16 protein-coding genes are annotated in these 18,903 nt (G+C 71.6%); 4 read left to right on the top strand and 12 right to left on the bottom strand.

Going from position 1 to position 18,903, the window contains the following annotated elements; all coding sequences use genetic code 11:
- The first annotated feature begins 1 nt into the window (after position 1).
- Positions 2–766: an alpha/beta hydrolase gene (locus tag ACLGIH_RS12355; RefSeq protein ID WP_416525299.1), complete on the top strand. Its 765-nt coding sequence runs from the start codon at positions 2–4 to the stop codon at positions 764–766.
- 131 nt (positions 767–897) lie between these two features.
- Here the strand turns inward: ACLGIH_RS12355 and ACLGIH_RS12360 are convergent, their stop codons facing one another.
- Both ACLGIH_RS12360 and ACLGIH_RS12365 read right to left on the bottom strand, forming a co-directional pair.
- Positions 898–2,448, bottom strand: coding sequence for a M28 family metallopeptidase (locus ACLGIH_RS12360; RefSeq protein ID WP_416525300.1), 1,551 nt, complete (start codon positions 2,446–2,448; stop codon positions 898–900).
- A 189-nt stretch (positions 2,449–2,637) separates the two neighbouring features.
- A complete protein-coding gene (locus tag ACLGIH_RS12365) occupies positions 2,638–3,591 on the bottom strand; it encodes a LysR family transcriptional regulator (RefSeq protein ID WP_416525301.1) in 954 nt (317 codons plus the stop codon).
- A gap of 63 nt (positions 3,592–3,654) precedes the next feature.
- Between ACLGIH_RS12365 and ACLGIH_RS12370 the strand changes: the two genes are divergently transcribed.
- Both ACLGIH_RS12370 and ACLGIH_RS12375 read left to right on the top strand, forming a co-directional pair.
- A complete protein-coding gene (locus ACLGIH_RS12370; RefSeq protein ID WP_416525302.1) occupies positions 3,655–4,920 on the top strand; it encodes an MFS transporter in 1,266 nt (421 codons plus the stop codon).
- A 133-nt stretch (positions 4,921–5,053) separates the two neighbouring features.
- Positions 5,054–6,067 (top strand): sigma-70 family RNA polymerase sigma factor, encoded by a 1,014-nt coding sequence (locus ACLGIH_RS12375; RefSeq protein ID WP_416525303.1) that lies wholly within the window; start codon positions 5,054–5,056, stop codon positions 6,065–6,067.
- Here ACLGIH_RS12375 and ACLGIH_RS12380 read toward each other — a convergent pair.
- The 9 genes from ACLGIH_RS12380 to ACLGIH_RS12420 all read right to left on the bottom strand — a co-directional run bounded on the left by ACLGIH_RS12380 (position 5,951) and on the right by ACLGIH_RS12420 (position 16,111).
- Positions 5,951–6,337, bottom strand: coding sequence for an STAS domain-containing protein (locus ACLGIH_RS12380; protein ID WP_416525304.1), 387 nt, complete (start codon positions 6,335–6,337; stop codon positions 5,951–5,953). The genes ACLGIH_RS12375 and ACLGIH_RS12380 overlap by 117 nt on opposite strands.
- A gap of 167 nt (positions 6,338–6,504) precedes the next feature.
- Entirely contained in the window at positions 6,505–7,782 is a 1,278-nt protein-coding gene (locus ACLGIH_RS12385; RefSeq protein WP_416529358.1) for a thymidine phosphorylase, read from the bottom strand.
- Between the two features lie 28 nt (positions 7,783–7,810).
- Entirely contained in the window at positions 7,811–8,203 is a 393-nt protein-coding gene (locus ACLGIH_RS12390) for a cytidine deaminase (protein WP_416525305.1), read from the bottom strand.
- Positions 8,200–9,465 carry an ABC transporter permease gene (locus ACLGIH_RS12395; protein ID WP_416525306.1) on the bottom strand — a complete coding sequence of 422 codons (1,266 nt, stop codon included), beginning with the start codon at positions 9,463–9,465 and terminating at the stop codon, positions 8,200–8,202. Before ACLGIH_RS12395 ends, ACLGIH_RS12390 begins: the two co-directional genes overlap by 4 nt.
- Positions 9,462–10,583 (bottom strand): ABC transporter permease, encoded by a 1,122-nt coding sequence (locus ACLGIH_RS12400; RefSeq protein ID WP_416525307.1) that lies wholly within the window; start codon positions 10,581–10,583, stop codon positions 9,462–9,464. Before ACLGIH_RS12400 ends, ACLGIH_RS12395 begins: the two co-directional genes overlap by 4 nt.
- Entirely contained in the window at positions 10,583–12,205 is a 1,623-nt protein-coding gene (locus ACLGIH_RS12405) for an ABC transporter ATP-binding protein (protein WP_416529359.1), read from the bottom strand. Before ACLGIH_RS12405 ends, ACLGIH_RS12400 begins: the two co-directional genes overlap by 1 nt.
- A gap of 164 nt (positions 12,206–12,369) precedes the next feature.
- Positions 12,370–13,419, bottom strand: a complete 1,050-nt coding sequence (locus ACLGIH_RS12410; protein ID WP_416525308.1) for a BMP family lipoprotein — start codon at positions 13,417–13,419, stop codon at positions 12,370–12,372.
- A 401-nt stretch (positions 13,420–13,820) separates the two neighbouring features.
- Positions 13,821–14,873 (bottom strand): BMP family lipoprotein, encoded by a 1,053-nt coding sequence (locus tag ACLGIH_RS12415; protein WP_416525309.1) that lies wholly within the window; start codon positions 14,871–14,873, stop codon positions 13,821–13,823.
- A 323-nt stretch (positions 14,874–15,196) separates the two neighbouring features.
- Positions 15,197–16,111 carry a dihydrodipicolinate synthase family protein gene (locus ACLGIH_RS12420; protein ID WP_416525310.1) on the bottom strand — a complete coding sequence of 305 codons (915 nt, stop codon included), beginning with the start codon at positions 16,109–16,111 and terminating at the stop codon, positions 15,197–15,199.
- 71 nt (positions 16,112–16,182) lie between these two features.
- Between ACLGIH_RS12420 and ACLGIH_RS12425 the strand changes: the two genes are divergently transcribed.
- Entirely contained in the window at positions 16,183–17,118 is a 936-nt protein-coding gene (locus ACLGIH_RS12425) for a LysR family transcriptional regulator (protein ID WP_416525311.1), read from the top strand.
- A gap of 275 nt (positions 17,119–17,393) precedes the next feature.
- Here ACLGIH_RS12425 and ACLGIH_RS12430 read toward each other — a convergent pair whose 3' ends face one another.
- Positions 17,394–18,638: a M20 family metallopeptidase gene (locus ACLGIH_RS12430; protein WP_416525312.1), complete on the bottom strand. Its 1,245-nt coding sequence runs from the start codon at positions 18,636–18,638 to the stop codon at positions 17,394–17,396.
- Positions 18,639–18,903 lie beyond the last annotated feature (265 nt).

Here is an 18,903-nt window from a genome sequence, read left to right on the forward strand (position 1 = left end):
CATGGCACAGGAAGCGAGGCCGGCGCCCGGGGCCCGGCTGGGGCGAGCGCTGGGTCCGGAGCCGACGGCCGTGAGCGGGGTGGTGCTGCTGCTGCCCGCCGGCGACGAGGAGTCCAGCCGCAGACCGTCCGCCCTGCTGGCGACCGCGTCCATGCGCGCGCTGGGGCGCCGGCTGGTGCGCGCGGGGCGGGACGAGGGCCTGGCCGCGCACGTCGTGCACTACCGCTACCGGGGCTGGAACGGCAGCGAGGCGCACCTCGCCCGGGACGCCGCCTGGGCCGCCGACGAGGCCGTACGGCGCTACGGCGACGTCCCCGTCTGTCTCGTCGGCCTCGGCATGGGCGGCCGGGCCGCGTTGCACGCGGGCGGGCACGAGGCCGTCAACTCGCTGGTGGCGATCGCCCCTTGGCTGCCGGAGGACGACGTGGCCGCGCCACCCGAACCGGTGAAGCAGCTCGCCGGGCGGCGGGTGCTGATCGTGCACGGCACCAACGACGAACGCAGCGATCCCGAACTGTCGTTCCGGCTGGCGGCACGGGCGAAGAAGGCGAACCGGGACGTGTGCCGGTTCGAAGTGCACTCCGACGGGCACGGGTTGCACCACTACCGGGACGAGGTCGCCGCGCTGACGGAGGACTTCGTGCTGGGCGCGCTGTTCGGGCACTCCCTGTCCCGCCCGGTCCGGGACGCGCTGGCGGCTCCGCCGCCGCTCGGGCTGCGGATGCCGTTGGCGGCGGGCTTCGGCCGGACGCTGCGGCACCAGTAGTGCTCGGTCCGGTCGATGGGATCGTGTCGAGTCGCGGGAGGGCACAGGAGGCGTGCGCGACGGAGCCCGAGGGCGGGCCGGAGCACGGGCGGCCCCCGCCCTGGGGACGGGGGCCGGCGCAGGGCGGGTGGTTACTCCGTGGCGTGGTCGTGGCCGTCGTGGAGGCCGCCACCACTGCCGTCCGTGCCGCCTGTCGGCTTCGAGACCACCGGCTTCGACAGCGGCGCCAGGTCGAACGCGTAGTGCCCGACCGCGTCGGCGATCACGTCGACGTTGATGTCCAGCGCCTTGTGGTCGATGTTGGTGATGTCGTCACCCGCACCGTGGTAGTTGACGTCGTACGCGACCCCCGCCTGCCCGCCGAACTTGGCGGCCTGGGCCTCCGTCTTGATGCCCTCCGCACCGGTGAACGTGCCGCCGGACGGGATGCCCACCTCGATGAACGGACCGTAGTCCGAGCGGCCGCTGAAGTCGGTGCCCTCGTGCGGGATGTTCTTCGAGTCGAGGAAGTCGGTGATGCCCTTCTCGATCTGCGCGGAGCCCTCCGGGCCGGGGCCCGAGCCGACGCCGTCCGAGTCGTCACCGTCGTACACGAAGTACGCCGCGTTCGGCGAGGCGATCATGTCGAAGTTGAGGTAGAGCTTGATCTGCTTCTTCTGCTCCTCCGTCAGGGAGGCGACGTACGCCTCCGATCCGAGCAGACCGAACTCCTCCGCCGACCACCAGGCGAACCTGACCTTGTTCTTGATCTTGTCCTGGCTGGACGCGAGGCGCTGCGCGACCTGCATGATGCCCGCCGAGCCCGAGCCGTTGTCGTTGATGCCGGGCCCGTCCACGACCGAGTCCAGGTGGGCGCCGAGGAACACCGTGTTGTCCGCGTCGCCGCCGCGGGTCTCCGCGACCACGTTCCACGTCGTGCGGTTCTCGCGCAGCTCGCGGATGTCCAGGGTGACCGAGACCTCCCCGGCCGCCGCCTCGGCGGCCAGCTTCTCGCCGTCCTCCTGGGTGATGCCGCCCGTGGGGATCTTGCCGAGTGCCGGGTCTCCGATGGTGCCGTTGAGGTCGCCCGGCGTGTTGTTGTAGATGACGGCGCCGACCGCGCCGGCCGCGGCCGCGTTGACCTGCTTGGCCGCGAAGGTGCAGCCGCCCCGCTGGACCAGGGCTATCCTGCCGGTGAAGGTGCCGGACGCGAAGTCGCCCGGCTCGCAGCCGTTGGTGCCGTCGGCGTCGACCGGGGCGACGGCCACCGGGGCGGTGACGCCGCCCTCCGGCCCGCTCGCCGTGTACGTCATCAGCTTGATCGGGACGTCGCGCCCGGCCGGGCCGTTCACGGTCAGCTTCTCGGCGAGAGTCTCGACGTACACGAAGTCGAACTCCTGCCGGGACACCTTGTAGCCGGCGGCTCTCATGACCGTCTCCACGTACTTGGCCGACTGCTCATGTCCCTTGGAGCCCGCCACCCGAGTGCCGCCGTTGTGGTCGGCGATCGCCTGGAAGACCCTGAGGTGGTTGAACGCCCCCTTGCCGGTTGAGTCCTTGACCAGCTTCCTGGCGAGCGCGTCACCCCGCGCGGCGTCGCTGTGCGGGCTGGTGGCCCCCGCGGGGCCGGCGAGCAAGAGCGGTGAGACGAGAGCCGCGGCGGCCAGGGTGGCGGTGGCGACGGCTGAACGACGTGAGGGCATGGAGGTCCTTCCACGACAGGCAGGGGGTCTGCGGTGGACGCACGCTAAACAGCAAACAGCCACTCTGACCAGAGTTCGCGCTGGTTCCGCTGTACGAGTTTCAGATTTTCGGTACGCCATATCGGTACGTCAGCATGCGAACGGGCGTTCGCGGACCGGCCCGGACTCAGGAGAACCCGTCAGAAACCCCTAGTCCGGGAGCAGGTTGCCCCTGCGGGACAGCAGGAACTTCTTGAAGGCGGCCACCGGGGGCGTGTCCGGGTGGCCCGCGAGCCAGGCCACACCGATCTCGCGGACCGCGCGCGGCGCGGTGACCGTCAGTTCGGTCACCCCCGGGCGCGGCACCGTGGGCGGCGGCAGCAGGGCGACGCCCAGGCCCGCCGCGACGAGGCCGCGCAGCGTCTCGGCCTCCTCGCCCTCGAAGGCCACCTTGGGGCGGAAGCCGGCCTCCTTGCACAGGTCGTCGGTGATGCGGCGCAGGCCGTAACCGGGCTCCAGGGTCACGAAGATCTCGTCGGCGGCCTCGGCGAGGCGGATCCGCCGGCGGCCGGCCAGACGGTGGTCGGCGGGGACGACGAGGCGCAGCTTCTGCTCGTCGAGGCGGCGGGCGACCAGGTCGGGGGCGTCGGGGACCGGGGAGGTCAGGCACAGGTCGAGTTCGCCGGCGCGGAGGCGCTCCAGCATGGCCTCGCCGTAGTTCTGGACCAGACTGAAGCGGACCCGGGGATGGTCGGCGCGGAAGGCGTGCAGCAGGCCGGGCACGGTCTCGGCGCCCATGGTGTGCAGGAAGCCGAAGGCGACCTTGCCGGTGGCCGCGTCGGCGTCGGCGCGGACCTCGTCGGCGGCGCGCTCGATCTCGGCGAGGGCACGTTCGACGGAGCCGAGGAAGGTGCGCCCGGCGGGGGTGAGGGAGACGGTGCGGCCGTGCCGGGCGAACAGGTCGACGCCGAGGTCCTCCTCCAGGCGGGCCAGGGAGCGGGAGAGGGTCGACTGGGGGACGTTCATCTCCTGGGCGGCGCGGGTGACGTGCTCGGTACGGGCCACGCCGGCGAAGTGGACCAGGCGTGGCGCGAGCATCGCGACGACGTCTTCTGTGTCACCGGTGTGTGACAGGCGGGGCTGCGACCTCTGCTGATGCACCATGGGAATGATTATGGCGAATCCATGCATTGGACGGATGAGTGCGGTCCTCCATACCGTCGAAGCATGACTCCCGCCGATACCGGGGCGTCCACCACCGTGGGCGCCGCCGTCGTTCCCCCCGTCTCCGACTCCCGCGTGGCCCCCGGCGGTCCCGGCTTCCGCCGGATGAGTTTCGCCCTCTTCCTCGCGGGCGTCGCCACCTTCGCCCTGCTGTACTCCACCCAGGCCCTGCTGCCGCTGATCTCCGGCGACCTGGGCGTCACCGCGGGCGACGCGAGCTGGACGGTGGCCGCGGCGACCGGCGGCCTGGCGCTGTTCGTCCTGCCGATGAGCGCGCTGTCGGAGCGGTTCGGACGGCGTACGGTCATGACGGCGTCGCTCGCGGTGGCGGTGACCGTGGGACTGCTGGTCCCCTTCGCGCCCTCCCTGCCGGCGCTGGTGGCGCTGCGGGCGGTGCAGGGCGCGGCGCTGGCCGGGCTGCCGGCGTCGGCGACCGCGTACCTCGCGGAGGAGGTCACCCCGCGTGCGCTGGTGACGGCCATCGGGCTGTTCGTGGCGGGCAACAGCGTCGGCGGCATGAGCGGCCGGGTCATCACCGGGTGGGTCGCGCAGGAGTGGGGCTGGCGGGTGGCCGTCGGCGTGCTCGGCGTGGTCGCGGTGGCGTGCGCGGTGGCCTTCCGGCTGCTGCTGCCGAGGCCGCGCCACTTCACCCCGGGCTCCCTGCGGCCCCGGGTGCTGGCCCGCACCGTCCGCGGCCACCTGGCCGACCCGCTGCTGCGCCGGCTGTACGCGATCGGCGCCCTGTTCATGACGGTGTTCGGCGGCGTCTACACGGTGATCGGCTACCGCCTGACCGAGGCGCCCTTCTCCCTCCCGCAGGGCATCGTCGGCTCCGTCTTCCTGGTCTACCTGGTCGGCACGGTGTCGGCGTCGACGGCGGGACGGCTGGTGGGCCGGCTGGGCCGGCGCGGGGCGCTCTACCTGGGCGGCGGTACGACGGCCGCGGGGCTGCTGCTGTCCCTGGCGCCCGCGCTGCCGCTGGTGCTGCTGGGCCTGGTGCTGATCACGGCCGGGTTCTTCGCGGGACACGCGGTGGCCTCGTCGGCGGTCAGCAAGACGGCCACGCACGGCCGGGCGCAGGCTTCCGCCCTGTACCAGTCGGCGTACTACGTCGGCTCCAGCGCGGGCAGCACGGTGGGCGCGGTCGCCTTCCACGCGGGCGGCTGGGCCGGGACGGTCGGGGTCGGGCTGCTGGCGGTGCTGGGGGTCGTGGCGATCACGGTGTCCGGATCTCTTGCGGCCCGGCGCGCGGTCGCGGCGGTGGCCTGAACCGGCGTTGCGGGCACCTCGCCGACCTGCGCTTTTCCCGACTGCACAGGCCATTGTCAGTGCCCTGCGGTAGCTTCCGGAGTGCGAGGCGCGAAGAGGCGCACGACAGGACGGCCACAGGGGTGGGTGGACGATGACCAACGGCACGGCGACGGCGGAGCTGGACTCCGCGCTGGAAAAGCACCGGACCGAACTGACCGGCTACTGCTACCGGATGCTCGGCTCCTCCTTCGAGGCCGAGGACGCGGTGCAGGACACCCTGGTCCGCGCCTGGCGGAACTACGACAAGTTCGAGGGCCGCTCCAGCCTCCGCTCCTGGCTCTACCGCATCGCGACCAACGTCTGCCTGGACATGCTCACGGCGGGCAACAAGCGGGCCCGCCCCATGGACCTGACGGAGTCGACGCCGCTCGCCCAGGCGGCCCTGGCACCCCGCCCGGACAACACCTGGCTGGAGCCGATGCCGGACGCCCGGGTGCTGCCGACGACGGACGACCCGGCGGAGGCGGCGGTCGCCAAGGAGTCGGTGCGGCTCGCCTTCATGGCCGCGCTGCAGCAGCTGCCGCCCAAGCAGCGGGCGGTGCTGATCCTGCGGGAGGTGCTGGCCTGGAAGGCGAGCGAGGTCGCCGAGCTGCTCGGCACCTCGGTCGCGTCGGTCAACAGTGCTCTCCAGCGGGCCCGTGCGACGCTGGCGGAGCGGGCCGGCCAGAGCGCGGCCGGGGCGGTCTCCGATCCCCTGGACGAGGAGCAGCAGAAGCTCCTCGACCGCTATGTGGCGGCCTTCGAGGGGTACGACATGACCGCCCTGACGGCCCTGCTGCACGAGGACGCGGTCATGACGATGCCGCCGTTCGACCTGTGGCTGGCCGGCCCGGCGGACATCACCGGCTTCATGACCACGCTCGGCGCCTCCTGTGCGCACTCCCGGCTGCTGCCGGTGCAGGCCAACGGGCTGCCGGCGTTCGCGCACTACAAGCCGGACCCGGAGGCCGGGGGCTTCGCGCCGTGGGCGATCCAGGTGCTGGAGACCTCAGAGGGCCGCATCACCGGGTTCCACTGCTTCCTCGACACCAAGCGGTGGTTCCCGCTGTTCGGGCTGCCCCTCCATCTGGAAGCGGAGTCCGACCAGCTCCAGGAGGGCGTGTAGCGCGGGGTCGGGCTCCCGCAGCCGGATCCGGCCGCCGGCCCGCCGGGCGCTGAGTTCCAGGCGGGCGAGCAGGTCGACGACGGCGAGACCCGGCGGCCCGAGCCCGCCCACATCACAGACGACGACTCCGGCCCCGGTCTCCTCCAGCAGCGCGCGCACCTCGGCGCAGAGCCGGGGCAGCTCCCCCTGGGAGACAGACCCCGGCAGCACGAGTACGGCGGGTGTCACGGCATCCACGTCCGGTAGACCGGGCGCGGGTGCGGAACTCATCGGTGGGCGCAGGGCAGCGCCCCCCCGGGGGGCTCAGTCCACCGGGAACTCGCCGGTGCCGATCACGGTGGCGAAGGAGGCCGGGAGGTGTGTCACCGGTCCCGGCATGCCGAACGGGACCGGCGGGGGTCCACCGGTCCCGTTCACCCCATCGGGAGAACGCCAGGTCAGGCGATACGTTCCAGCACCACGGGAGACGCGGTGAAGGCCGTGCCGGCCGGGGCGATGTTGTAGGAGCCCGACACCGCGGACAGGGCGTACTCGAAGCGCTCCGGGGTGTCCGTGTGCAGGGTCAGCAGGGGCTGACCCTCGGTCACCGTGTCGCCCGGCTTGGCGTGCAGTTCCACGCCCGCCGCCGCCTGCACCGGGTCCTCCTTGCGGGCACGGCCCGCGCCCAGGCGCCAGGCGGCGACGCCGATGTCGTAGGCGTCCAGGCGGGTCAGGACGCCGGAGGCGGCGGCCTTGACCACGTGCTGCTCCTTCGAGGTGGGCAGGGGCGCGTCCGGGTCGCCGCCCTGGGCCGCGATCATGCGGCGCCAGACGTCCATCGCCGAGCCGTCGGCCAGAGCCCTGGCCGGGTCGGCGTCCTTGATGCCGGCCGCGTCCAGCATCTCGCGGGCCAGCGCCACGGTCAGCTCCACGACGTCCGCCGGGCCGCCGCCCGCCAGGACCTCCACCGATTCGCGGACCTCCAGGGCGTTGCCCGCGGTCAGACCGAGGGGGGTGGACATGTCGGTGAGGAGCGCGACCGTCTTCACGCCGTGGTCGGTGCCCAGGCCGACCATCGTGGACGCCAGCTCGCGGGCGTCCTCCGGCGTCTTCATGAAGGCGCCGCTGCCCACCTTCACGTCCAGGACGAGGGAGCCGGTGCCCTCGGCGATCTTCTTCGACATGATCGAGGAGGCGATCAGCGGGATGGCCTCGACCGTGCCGGTGACGTCGCGCAGGGCGTAGAGCTTCTTGTCCGCCGGGGCCAGGCCGTCGCCCGCCGCGCAGATCACCGCGCCGACCCGGTCCAGGACGTCCAGCATCTCCTCGTTGGACAGCAGCGCGCGCCAGCCCGGGATCGACTCCAGCTTGTCCAGCGTGCCGCCGGTGTGGCCGAGGCCGCGGCCCGAGAGCTGCGGGACGGCCGCGCCGCACGCCGCCACCAGGGGCGCCAGCGGCAGGGTGATCTTGTCGCCGACGCCGCCCGTGGAGTGCTTGTCGGCGGTCGGGCGGGACAGCGACGAGAAGTCCATCCGCTCGCCGGAGGCGATCATCGCGGCCGTCCAGCGGGCGATCTCGGCGCGGTTCATGCCGTTGAGCAGGATGGCCATCGCGAGCGACGACATCTGCTCGTCGGCGACCTCGCCGCGGGTGTACGCGTCGATGACCCAGTCGATCTGCTCGTCGCCGAGCTCGCCGCGGTCCCGCTTGGTGCGGATGACGGAGATGGCGTCCATGGCCATGGCCTGGCGTTCCTTCCGGGAGTTACTTGGTGAGGTGGTCGGGGCCGAAGGCCTGCGGGAGCATCTCGGACAGGGGCACGATCCCCGCCGGGGTCTCCAGCAGCAGCTCCGGGCCGCCGAACTCGTACAGCAGCTGACGGCAGCGGCCGCAGGGGACCAGGACCTCGCCCGTGCCGTCGACGCAGACGAAGTGCGTCAGCCGCCCGCCGCCGGTCAGCCGCAGCTGGGAGACCAGGCCGCACTCGGCACACAGCCCGATGCCGTAGCTGGCGTTCTCGACGTTGCAGCCGGTGACGGTGCGGCCGTCGTCGACCAGGGCGGCGGCTCCGACCGGGTAGCCCGAGTAGGGGGCGTACGCCCGGGACATGGCGTCCCGGGCCGCCGTCCGCAGCGCCTCCCAGTCGGCGCCGGTCACTTGCCCTGTCCCTTCCGGTACGCCATGCCGTTCGCCCTGGGCATCCGCAGGCGCTGCGCGGACAGCGCGAGGACGACGAGGGTGACGACGTACGGCGTGGCGGAGACGACCTGGTTGGGGACGTCGTCGGTGGTGGCGTACCAGGCGAAGACCAGGGCACCGACGGCCAGGGTGATCCCGGCCTTGACGTACGCCTTGCGGACCACCAGCCAGATCGCGGCGGCCAGCAGCAGCAGCGCGCCGAGCAGCAGCAGGGCGTGCACGTTGGCGGAGCCGCCGCGCAGGTTGAGGCTGTCGGTGTAGCCGAACAGGCCCGCGCCGAGGGCCAGTCCGCCCGGCGTCCAGTTACCGAAGATCATCGCGGCGAGACCGATGAAGCCGCGTCCGCTGACCTGGCCCTCCAGGTAGAAGGGGTTGGCCACGATGGACAGGAAGACGCCGCCGAGGCCGGCCAGGCCGCCGGAGATGAGCACGGCCAGGTACTTGTACTTGTAGACGTTGACACCCAGCGACTCGGCCGCGACCGGGTTCTCGCCGCAGGAGCGCAGCCGCAGGCCGAACGGGGTGCGCCAGAGCACCCACCAGCTGGCGGGGACCAGCGCGACGGCGATCACGGTCAGCCAGGAGACGTCGGTGACCAGGCCGCCGAGCAGGCCGGCGATGTCCGAGATCAGGAACCAGCCCTGGTCGTTGAGGCTCCTGAGCGCGTCGGAGAGTCCGGGCACGGTGAAGTGGCCGAGGGACTCCACCGGCGGGGACTGCTTGGCCGTACCGCCTCGGTGGCCCTCGAAGGCGAGCGGCGCGAGGTAGCGGGTGGCGCCGAGGGCGAGGATGTTGATGGCCACACCGGAGACGATGTGGTTGACCTTGAAGGTGACGGTGACGATCGCGTGCAGCAGGCCGCCGAGGGCACCGCCCACGATGCCGACCAGGACACCGGTCCACGGCCCCCACTGGAAGCCGGCCCAGGCACCGAACCAGGTGCCGAGGATCATCATGCCCTCGAGGCCGATGTTGATCACGCCCGCCCGCTCGGCCCACAGGCCGCCGAGGCCGGCCAGGCCGATGGGCACCGCGAGCTGGAGGGCGGTGGACATCTGGCTGACGTTGGTGATGCCGTTGGCACCGGTGATGATGCGGACCAGCGAGGTCAGCGCCAGGGCCCCGGCGATGAGCAGCAGCAGGACGGGCAGGGAGAGGCGGCGGCCGGACGGCGCCCCGTGCTCCAGCGTGGGCTGGTTGACATCGGTTGCGGTGGTCATCGGCCAGCCACCTCCTTCGTGGTGTTGTGGGCGCCGAGGACGTGGCCGGCGGCCAGCTCGGCGCCGACCCGGCGCTGCTGGCGGCGCAGGCCCCACTCGCGGACCGCCTCGTAGGAGACGACGACCGAGAGGACGATCAGGCCCTGCATGATGACCGCGATCTCCTTGTCGTAGCCGTGGAAGTCCAGCTCGGGCGAGGCCTTGTCGAGCCAGGCCCACAGCAGGGCGGCGAAGGCGATGCCGACCGGGCTGTTACGGCCGAGCAGCGCGATGCCGATACCGAGGAAGCCGATGCCGGTGGGGAAGTTGAGGCTGAAGGTGTGGGTGTCGCCGAGCAGGATCGGCAGACCCGCGAGACCGGCGATGCCGCCGGAGAGCAGCATGGCGGTGAGCACCATCCGCTTGGGGTCGACACCGCTGGCCGCGGCGGCCGTCTCCGAGGCGCCGGAGGCGCGCAGGTCGAAGCCGAAGCGGGTGCGGTTGAGCGCGACCCAGTAGCCGATGCCGAGCAGTACGGCGAGGACGAGCAGGCCGTAGATCTCGCCGGCCGCGCCGAGGTCGAAGCCCGGCACCCAGCCCGAGGCGTGCATCTCGCCGGTGGTGTTGTTGTTGCCGACCTTGACGCCGAAGACGTCCGGCAGCCACAGGTAGCCGATGACGGAGGTGGCGATCGCGTTGAGCATGATCGTCGCCACCACCTCGCTGACGCCGCGGGTGACCTTCAGCAGACCGGCGATGCCGGACCAGAAGGCGCCGGTGAACACGGCGGTCAGGAGCAGCAGCGGGGTCTGGATGACCGCCGGCAGGTTCATGTGGGCGCCGACGATCGCCGTCATCATGGCGGCGAGCTGGTACTGGCCGTCGACGCCGATGTTGAACAGGTTCATCCGGAAGCCGATGGCCACCGCGAGCGCGGCGATGTAGTACATCGACGCCTGGTTGACGATCAGGACCTGGATGTCGGAGAAGCCGGCCTGCTCGAACATGAGGGCGAACGGCTCCACCGGGTCCTTGCCCGAGGCGATCAGCACGATCGCGCTCAGCACGAAGGCCACGGCGAGCGCGATGACCGGTCCGGCCACCGCGAGGAGCAGGCGCTCCTTGTCGAACTTCTTCATCAGCGGGCCTCGTCTTCCGGAGACTCGTCGGTCTCTTGCCGTTCCGGAGACTCGTCGGTCTCTTCGTGCTCCAGGTGGCCGGTCGCGGCACCGGTCATGGCGGAGCCCAGCTCCTCCGGGGTGATGGTGGCCGGGTCGGCGTCCGCGACCAGCCTGCCGTCGTAGATCACGCGCAGGGTGTCGGACAGGCCGATCAGCTCGTCCAGGTCGGCGGAGATCAGCAGCACGGCCAGGCCCTCGCGGCGGGCCTTGCGGATGTGGTCCCAGATCGCGGCCTGTGCGCCGACGTCCACACCGCGGGTGGGGTGGGCGGCGATCAGGAAGCGCGGCTCGTGGCTCATCTCCCGGCCGACGATCAGCTTCTGCTGGTTGCCGCCGGACAGGGAGGCCGCGGTGACGTCGATGCCGGGGGTGCGGACGTCGTACTTCTCGACGATCCGGCGCGTGTCCTGCTGGGCGGCCTTCGGGTTCAGCCAGACGCCCTTGGCGTTGGGCTGCTCGGTGACATGGCCGAGGATGCGGTTCTCCCAGAGGGGGGCCTCCAGGAGCAGGCCGTGGCGGTGGCGGTCCTCGGGGATGTAGCCGATGCCCTCCTCGCGGCGCCTGCGGGTGGGCCAGCCGGTGATCTCCTCGTCGGCCAGCCGGATGGTGCCGGAGTCCGCGTGCCGCAGGCCGATGAGCGCGTCGACCAGTTCGGTCTGGCCGTTGCCCTCGACACCGGCGATGCCGAGCACCTCACCGGCGTGGATGGTGAAGGTGATGTCGTCGAGCAGGGCCTTGCCGCCCGGCGCGGCCAGCCGCAGCTTCTCGACGGAGATCACCGGGCGGTCGGTGACCGTGGACTCGGCGGTCTCCGGGGTGGGCAGTTCGCTGCCGACCATCAGCTCGGCGAGCTGTCGCGGCGTCGTCTCGGCGGGCACGGCCGTGCCGACCGTCGTCCCGCGGCGGATGACGGTGATCTCGTCGGCGACCGAGAGCACCTCGCCCAGCTTGTGGGAGATGAAGATGACGGACAGGCCCTCGGACTTCAGCTCGCGCAGGTTGTCGAAGAGGGCGTCCACCTCCTGCGGGACCAGCACGGCCGTCGGCTCGTCCAGGATCAGCGTGCGGGCGCCGCGGTAGAGGACCTTGAGGATCTCCACGCGCTGGCGGGCGGCGACACCGAGGTCCTCGACCAGGACGTCGGGGCGGACGCCGAGGCCGTAGCGGTCGGAGATCTCCTTGATCTTGCGGCGGGCCCTGGCACCGATGCCGTACAGCTTCTCGCTGCCGAGGACCACGTTCTCCAGGACCGTGAGGTTGTCGGCGAGCATGAAGTGCTGGTGGACCATGCCGATGCCGCGGGTGATGGCGTCGGCCGGGGACGAGAAGCTCACCATCTCGCCGTCGATCGCGATGGTGCCCTCGTCCGGCTTCTGCATGCCGTAGAGGATCTTCATCAGCGTCGACTTGCCGGCGCCGTTCTCGCCGACGAGGGCGTGGACGGTGCCCTTGTGGACGGTGAGGTGGATGTCGTGGTTGGCCACGACACCGGGGAATCGCTTCGTGATCCCGGCTAGCTCGACGGCGGTCTCCCGACCACCCGCCGCCGCTCCGGCCGGAGGGCTGCTGGACGCGTTGATGGCGCACTCTCCTGGGGACGGGGGTCGTCTACGCGCGTAGCGCCCCTACGGCATGGGAAGCGGCGGCGCACCTGCTCCGGCGGGGTACGGGGAGGCGCCCTCCCCGTACCCCGCCGAGCGGCAACGCGACCGCGGTTGCACGCTGCTCAGAGTGTTGCTGGGTGTCAGCTGCTCTTGACCTTGATCTCGCCGCTGACGATCTTCTCCTTGGCCGTCTTGATGGCTTCCTGGAGCTCGGCATTGTCCGCGAACTTCGGGTTGGAGTTCGACAGGCTCACCTCGCCCGTCTTCAGATCGCCCCGAACGATACCGGTCTCGGGCTTGCCCGCCTCGACGGACTTCGCGAGGTTGTAGACCGCCTTGGCGACGTCCTTCATCGCGGAGGTCAGGATGGAGTCCTTGTACTTCGCGAGGGCTTCCTGCCGGTACTGGTCGGAGTCGACGCCGATCGCCCACACCTTGTTGGCGGCGGCGGCCTCGATCACGCCCTGACCGGACAGACCGGCCGCCGCGTAGACGACGTCGGCCTTGCGCTCGATCTGGCCCTCGGCGGCGGTCTTGCCCATGTGCGGGCTGGAGAAGCCGCCCTCCTCCGCGGTCTGCGACAGGTACTGGGAGAGGACCTTGATCTTCGGGTCGGTGTCCTTGACGCCCTGCTCGAAGCCGGCCTGGAACTTGTGGATCAGCGGGATGTCCACGCCGCCCACGAAGCCGACCACGTTCGTCTTGGTGCTCTTGGCGGCGGCGACGCCGGCCAGGTAGGAGGCCTGCTCCTCGCTGAACACCAGGTCGGCCACGTTCTTGGCCTCGATCGTGGCGTCGTCCACGATGCCGAAGGTGGTGTCCGGGAACTTCTCGGCGGCGCCCTTCACGGCGGAGGCGTACGCGTAGCCGACGCCGACGACCGGGTTGTAGCCCTGCTTGGCCAGGGACTCCAGACGCTGCTGCTTGTCGGCGTCCGTCTCGCCCTCGGTGGGCTCGATGTCGGCCGTCTTGTACTTGAACTCCTTCTTGGCCTTCTCCAGGCCCGCGTACGCGGCGTCGTTGAAGGACTGGTCGCCCTTGCCGCCGACGTCGTAGGCGATGGCGAGGCCCTTGTCACCCTTCGACTCCGCCGAACCGGCGGAGGTGGAGGTGCCGCCGCAGGCGGAGAGGGCGAGAGCCAGGGAGGCGGTCGCCGCGCCTGCGACCGTTATCCGGGAAATCCGGCGCATGTGTGGTGCTCCTGTCGTACAAGCGCCGGACGGTTCGGCTTCGGCGCTGGCTTCGCCGCAGATTAACGCGCGTAGACCTGCCTGAAAACCCCTTCTGTCCACCTTGTTATGCGCCCGTGCCCAATGGGGCGCGCGGGCCGGTCCGGACCCTTGCCGCGCGCAAACGGAGGGTGGCGCTGGGTGACGCGGAGGCCGAGACGGAGGGCCCGGAAACCCCGGACGGAGGGGGTGGGGGACCCGGATGGACGGGGCGGAGACTCCGGGTGGAGGGGGCGGGCAGAGCCCGGAAGAAGGAAGGGCTGCGAGAGACCGGAAGAAGCGGCCCTGGAGAACGGCGAAGCGGGCGGGGCCCGGGGCGCCCGCCCGCTTCGCGCGGTCCGTGCAGGTGGTACGAGTCCGGTCTACGGCTCGGTCCGCACCTTGATCGAACCGTTGATGATCTCTTCCTTGGCCTTGGCCACGGCCTCCTCGAGACCGGGCACCTCGGCGTACTTCGGGTTGCTCTTGGACAGGCCGACACCGTCGGACTTCAGGTCGAAGGTCTGCACGCCGGTCAGCGGCTCGCCGTCCTCGACCGACTTGGCCAGCGTGTACACCGCGCCGTCGATGTCCTTCAGGGCGGAGGTGAGGATGTACTCCTTGTGCGCCGCCAGGGCTTCCTGCTTGTACTGGTCGGAGTCGACGCCGATCGCCCAGACCTTGGCCTTGGCCGCGGCCTCGATCACGCCCTGTCCGGAGAGGCCGGCCGCCTGGTAGACGACGTCGGCGTTCTTCTCGATCTGACCCTCGGCGGCCGCCCGGCCCTTGTCGGGGCTGGAGAAGCCGCCCTCCTCCGCGGTCTGCGTCAGGTACTGCGCGATCACCCGCACCTTGGGGTTGGTGTCCTTGACGCCCTGCGTGTAACCGGCCTCGAACTTGTGGATCAGCGGTACGTCCACACCGCCGACGAATCCGACGACATTGGTCTTGGTGGCCTTGGCCGCGGCGACGCCGGCGAGGTAGGACGCCTCGTTCTCGGCGAAGACCAGGGAGGCGACGTTGTCGCCCTCGACCACGGAGTCCACGATGCCGAAGGTGGTGTCCGGGTACTTGTCGGCCACGGCCTTCATCGCCGGGGCGTAGGCGAAGCCGACCCCGATGACCGGGTTGTAGCCCTGCCGCGCCAGCGAGGAGAGCCGCTGTTCCTTGTCGGCGTTGGTCTCGCCCTCGGTGGGCTCGATGTCGGCGGTCTTGTAGCCGAACTCGTCCTGGGCCTTCTTCAGGCCCTGGTAGGCGGCGTCGTTGAAGGACTGGTCACCCCTGCCGCCGATGTCGTAGGCGATGGCCAGACCCATGTCCTGCTTGGTGCCGCCGTCGCCGCCGCTCTCGCTGCTGGTGCCACCGCAGGCCGTGGCGGCGAGTGCGAGCGACGCGACCCCCACCGCGACGCGGGTCAGTTTCGATATCCGACGCATCTGAAGTTCCCCATTCTCCAAAACCCCGCAGCGGGCGCTCGGTTCGGCGCACATTAACGCGCGTAGACACTCCTGGGAACGGGGTTCCTGGGGGCCGTTATCCATTCGTGCCGCTGGCCGGTCACACCCCTGTGAGTGCTGGTTCACACGCTGCCCCCGTCCCGTCCCGGCCGCAACCGGAGCGGCCCGCCGCAACCGGAGTGGTCCGCCGCCTCGGCCGCCTGGGGAGTTCGCCCACGTGGGGAGTGCGGTGGCGCGGGAGCGGGCGGGCCCCATCGGCTTGCGTCGAGGTCCACCGGGTCCCCCGGGGCAACGGGCCCGTGTCAGGCCGCGGTCGCTCGGGTTGTGGCGGCGGCCAGGTCCACCGCTCGCCGGACCGAATCGGCGGAGGCGGCCAGCAGCGGCAGGCGGACGGCCGGGCTGGGGATACGGCCCTGGGCGTGCAGCACCCCCTTGATCACGGTCGGGTTCGGCTCGGCGAAGAGCGCGGCGGACAGCCGGGCCAGCTCGGCTCCCAGCCTGCGGGCCGGTCCGGTGGCGTCGCGCTGCCACAGCGAGATGAGCTCGGCGTAGTCAGCGGTGCGGACATTGGCCGACGCCAGGATGCCGCCGTGGGCGCCCGCCGCGAGCAGCGGCGAGATGACGGCGTCATCGCCGCCGAGCACCGCGAAGCCCGGGGCCGGCGAGCCGAGCAGTTCCATCGCCGCTGCGTCGATCGCACCGGTCGCGTACTTGACCCCGGCGACCTGCGGTAGGCGCCTGAGCGAGTTCAGCGTGCCGGTGCTCAGGGGCTGACCGGTGCGGTACGGGATGTCGTAGACGACCAGCGGCAGACCCCCGTGTTCGGCGAGTGCCGTGAAGTGCGCCAGCGTTCCCGCCTCGCCGGGCCGGGTGTAGGGCGGCGTGGGCACCAGCGCCGCGGTGACGTCACCGCTCTGAGCCAGCTCCCGCAGTGTCGTGATCGCGGCGGAGGTGTCGTTCGTGCCGACGCCGACGATCAGCGGAGCTCCGTACGCGCGGCAGGCGGCCGAGCAGATACGGACCACGGCCCGCTTCTCCTCGGTGGTCAGGGTGGCCGCCTCCGCGGTGGTGCCCAGGGCGACGAGTCCGCGGGCGCCGCCGGCCGACAGCGCCTCGTCGGCGAGTCGGGCGAGCGCCTCCGGGGCGAGGCGCAGGTCGTCGGTGAACGGGGTCACCAAGGGGACGAACAGGCCGGCGAGGTTCGCTTCGGGCTTCATGCGCCCAGCCTGACCGACCCGAACCCAGTAGATCCAGTTCATGTTTCTTCGCCTATGCGTAAGCTCACCTTATGCTCGATGTCCGACGTCTCCACCTGCTGCGCGAACTGGACCGGCGCGGCACCATCGTGGCCGTCGCCGAGGCGCTGACCTTCACCGCCTCGGCCGTCTCCCAGCAGCTGAGCGTGCTCGAGCGCGAGGCGGGCGTACCCCTGCTGGAACGAAGTGGCAGACGGGTGGTGCTCACCCCCGCGGGCCGCACCCTCGTCACCCACGCCGACGCCGTCCTCGAACGCCTCGAACTGGCGGTCTCCGAGCTGGCCGGGGCACGCGAGGGCATCGGCGGGCCGCTGCGGATCGGGACGTTTCCCTCCGGCGGCCCCGCGATCGTGCCCGCCACGCTGGCCGAACTGGCCCGGCGGCATCCCGCGCTGGAACCGATGGTGCAGGAGATCGACTCGGCGCGGGTCTCCGACGGCCTGCGCGCCGGCGAACTCGACGTGGCCCTCGTCCACGACTACGACTTCGTGCCCGCGTCCCCGGACACCACGGTCGACCAGGTGCCCCTGCTGGAGGAGCCGATGTACCTGGCCACGGGCGCCGCCACCGGCACCGGTCCCGCAGAAGGTCCCGCCGTCCGCGGTGACACGCTGGCGGAGCTGCTCGGACCGTGGGCCACGGCCCCGTGGATCACGGCCCGGGACGGCACGACCGGCCACGCGATGGCTGTACGCGCCTGCCAGGCGGCCGGTTTCCAGCCGCGCATCCGCCATCGGGTCAACGACTTCCGTACGGTCCTGGCACTGGCCGCCATCGGGCAAGGCGCCGGATTCGTACCGGAGATGGCCACTGCACACGCCCCCGAGGACGTGGTCCTGACCCGGCTGCCCCTCTTCCGCCGCTCGAAGGTCGCCTTCCGCGCGGGCGGCGGCGCCCACCCGGCGATCGCGGCATTCGTGGCGGCGGCGCGAACAGCGGTGGGTGCCACGGCCGCGCCTCCTGACTGATCGCTCCAGTGAGCTGGGTCGCGGGTCCTGTGCTCGGCGATCTCGGTCGGCAGGGTGTCCGACGTGCCTGCCACACGGTGCCTCTTCCACCACCCGCCCCGGCCGCCTGCGTTCCCCGGCGGGTGCGGGCGCTGGTCCTGGGACCAGCGCCCGCCGGCACACGGTCACGTGATCTCTGAGGTCGCTGCCGTCCAAGCCCACCTGGGGCGTGACCCTCCAGGACCCCGACGGCTATGCGGTGACGACGGCTCCGGCGTCGCCCACGGCAACCGGCCCTAGAGGGCGCCGTCGATGAGGACGGCGGCGGTGAACAGCTCCACGCCCACCGTGATGGCGTGCTCGTCCACGTCGAAGTCGCCCTGGTGCAGGTCGCGCACCGTGCGGTCGCCGGGCGGGTGGACGCCGAGCCGGGCCATGGCGCCGGGCACGTGCTCCAGGTACCAGGAGAAGTCCTCGCCGCCCAGGCTCTGCTCGGTGTTCTCCACGGAGTCCGTGCCGCGCCGGGCGACCATGGCGGTCTGGAGCAGTTCGACGCTGGTCACCTCGTTGACGACCGGCGGCACCCCGCGTACGTAGGTGATCTCCGACTTGGCGCCGTGCAGGTTGGCGACCTCGTCGATGGCGGCGACCACCAGGTCGGGCGCCTGGCGCCAGGTGTCGAGGTTCAGACAGCGCACGGTCCCGGCCAGCTCGGCGTGCTGCGGGATGACGTTCGGGGCGTGCCCGGACTCGATCCGCCCCCAGGTCAGGGAGAGGCCGCTGCGGCTGTCGACGCGCCGGGAGAGCAGCGCCGGGACGTCGGTGGCGACGCGGGCGGCGGCGGTGACCAGGTCGGTGGTCAGGTGGGGGCGGGCGGTGTGGCCGCCGGGGCCGTCCAGGGCGATCTCCAGCCGGTCGCAGGCGGAGGTGATGGGGCCCTCGCGCAGTCCGATCCGCCCGGCGTCCACCCGCGGGTCGCAGTGCACGGCGAGGATGCGGCGCACCCCGTCGAGCGCCCCGCCCTCGATGGCGTCCTTGGCGCCGCCGGGCAGCACCTCCTCGGCGGGCTGGAAGACCAGCCGCACGGGGCGCGGCAGCAGGCCCCGCCGGTGCAGCGCGGCGAGGACGAGGCCGGCGCCGAGGACGACGGTGGTGTGCACGTCGTGGCCGCAGGCGTGGGCCCGGTCCGGCACCGTCGAGCGGTAGGGGCACTCGGTCTTGGTGTCCGGGATGGGCAGGGCGTCGATGTCGGCCCGCAGGGCGAAGACGCCCGGTGCGCCGGCCGGCTCCCCCGCGTCCACGCCGATGTCGCAGATGAGCCCGGTCCCGACGGGGAGTACGCGCGGCTTCAGACCGGCCCGCTCGAGCCGTTCCTTGATCGCGGCGGTGGTGCGGAACTCCTGGTTGCCCAGCTCGGGATGCATGTGCAAGTCGCGCCGGAAGGCGACGAGTTCGGCACGCAGCTCCTCGGGCAGGGCGCCGGGAAGCAGGGCTCCTCCGGGAAGCTCGGCCTCGGACTTGGGGGAGATCAATTGCTTCACCCTCTGAAGGGTAGGACGCCGGAGCGGCCGGTTGACCCACGATCAATAAAATTCAGCCCGTCAGGGGAAGAAAATCTGGCCGCCGTACGCATAGCTCTCTGGTGTCTTGGGTAAACTCGCCCGCCTTCGACGGCCGCGTCGATCATGCGATCACCGGAGATCGGCACCCGCACCCGACTCCCGGCACCCGCCCTGTGATCTGATCTTCTCTGCTGTGCTGTGCTCTTCTCTGCTCTGGTTCGCCGTTCTTCGCTCGCTTCTCTTC

The sequence above is a fragment of the Streptomyces hamibioticus genome (assembly GCF_047946815.1).
Classification (GTDB): Bacteria; Actinomycetota; Actinomycetes; order Streptomycetales; family Streptomycetaceae; genus Streptomyces.

Excerpts from the sequence above, each read along its gene's own strand:
- ACLGIH_RS12355 (WP_416525299.1), top strand. The coding sequence starts at position 2 with ATGGCACAGGAAGCGAGGCCGGCGCCCGGGGCCCGGCTGGGGCGAGCG.
- ACLGIH_RS12360 (WP_416525300.1), bottom strand. The coding sequence starts at position 2,448 with ATGCCCTCACGTCGTTCAGCCGTCGCCACCGCCACCCTGGCCGCCGCG.
- ACLGIH_RS12365 (WP_416525301.1), bottom strand. The coding sequence starts at position 3,591 with ATGGTGCATCAGCAGAGGTCGCAGCCCCGCCTGTCACACACCGGTGAC.
- ACLGIH_RS12370 (WP_416525302.1), top strand. The coding sequence starts at position 3,655 with ATGACTCCCGCCGATACCGGGGCGTCCACCACCGTGGGCGCCGCCGTC.
- ACLGIH_RS12375 (WP_416525303.1), top strand. The coding sequence starts at position 5,054 with ATGACCAACGGCACGGCGACGGCGGAGCTGGACTCCGCGCTGGAAAAG.
- ACLGIH_RS12380 (WP_416525304.1), bottom strand. The coding sequence starts at position 6,337 with ATGAGTTCCGCACCCGCGCCCGGTCTACCGGACGTGGATGCCGTGACA.
- ACLGIH_RS12385 (WP_416529358.1), bottom strand. The coding sequence starts at position 7,782 with ATGGACGCCATCTCCGTCATCCGCACCAAGCGGGACCGCGGCGAGCTC.
- ACLGIH_RS12395 (WP_416525306.1), bottom strand. The coding sequence starts at position 9,465 with ATGACCACCGCAACCGATGTCAACCAGCCCACGCTGGAGCACGGGGCG.
- ACLGIH_RS12400 (WP_416525307.1), bottom strand. The coding sequence starts at position 10,583 with ATGAAGAAGTTCGACAAGGAGCGCCTGCTCCTCGCGGTGGCCGGACCG.
- ACLGIH_RS12410 (WP_416525308.1), bottom strand. The coding sequence starts at position 13,419 with ATGCGCCGGATTTCCCGGATAACGGTCGCAGGCGCGGCGACCGCCTCC.
- ACLGIH_RS12415 (WP_416525309.1), bottom strand. The coding sequence starts at position 14,873 with ATGCGTCGGATATCGAAACTGACCCGCGTCGCGGTGGGGGTCGCGTCG.
- ACLGIH_RS12420 (WP_416525310.1), bottom strand. The coding sequence starts at position 16,111 with ATGAAGCCCGAAGCGAACCTCGCCGGCCTGTTCGTCCCCTTGGTGACC.
- ACLGIH_RS12425 (WP_416525311.1), top strand. The coding sequence starts at position 16,183 with ATGCTCGATGTCCGACGTCTCCACCTGCTGCGCGAACTGGACCGGCGC.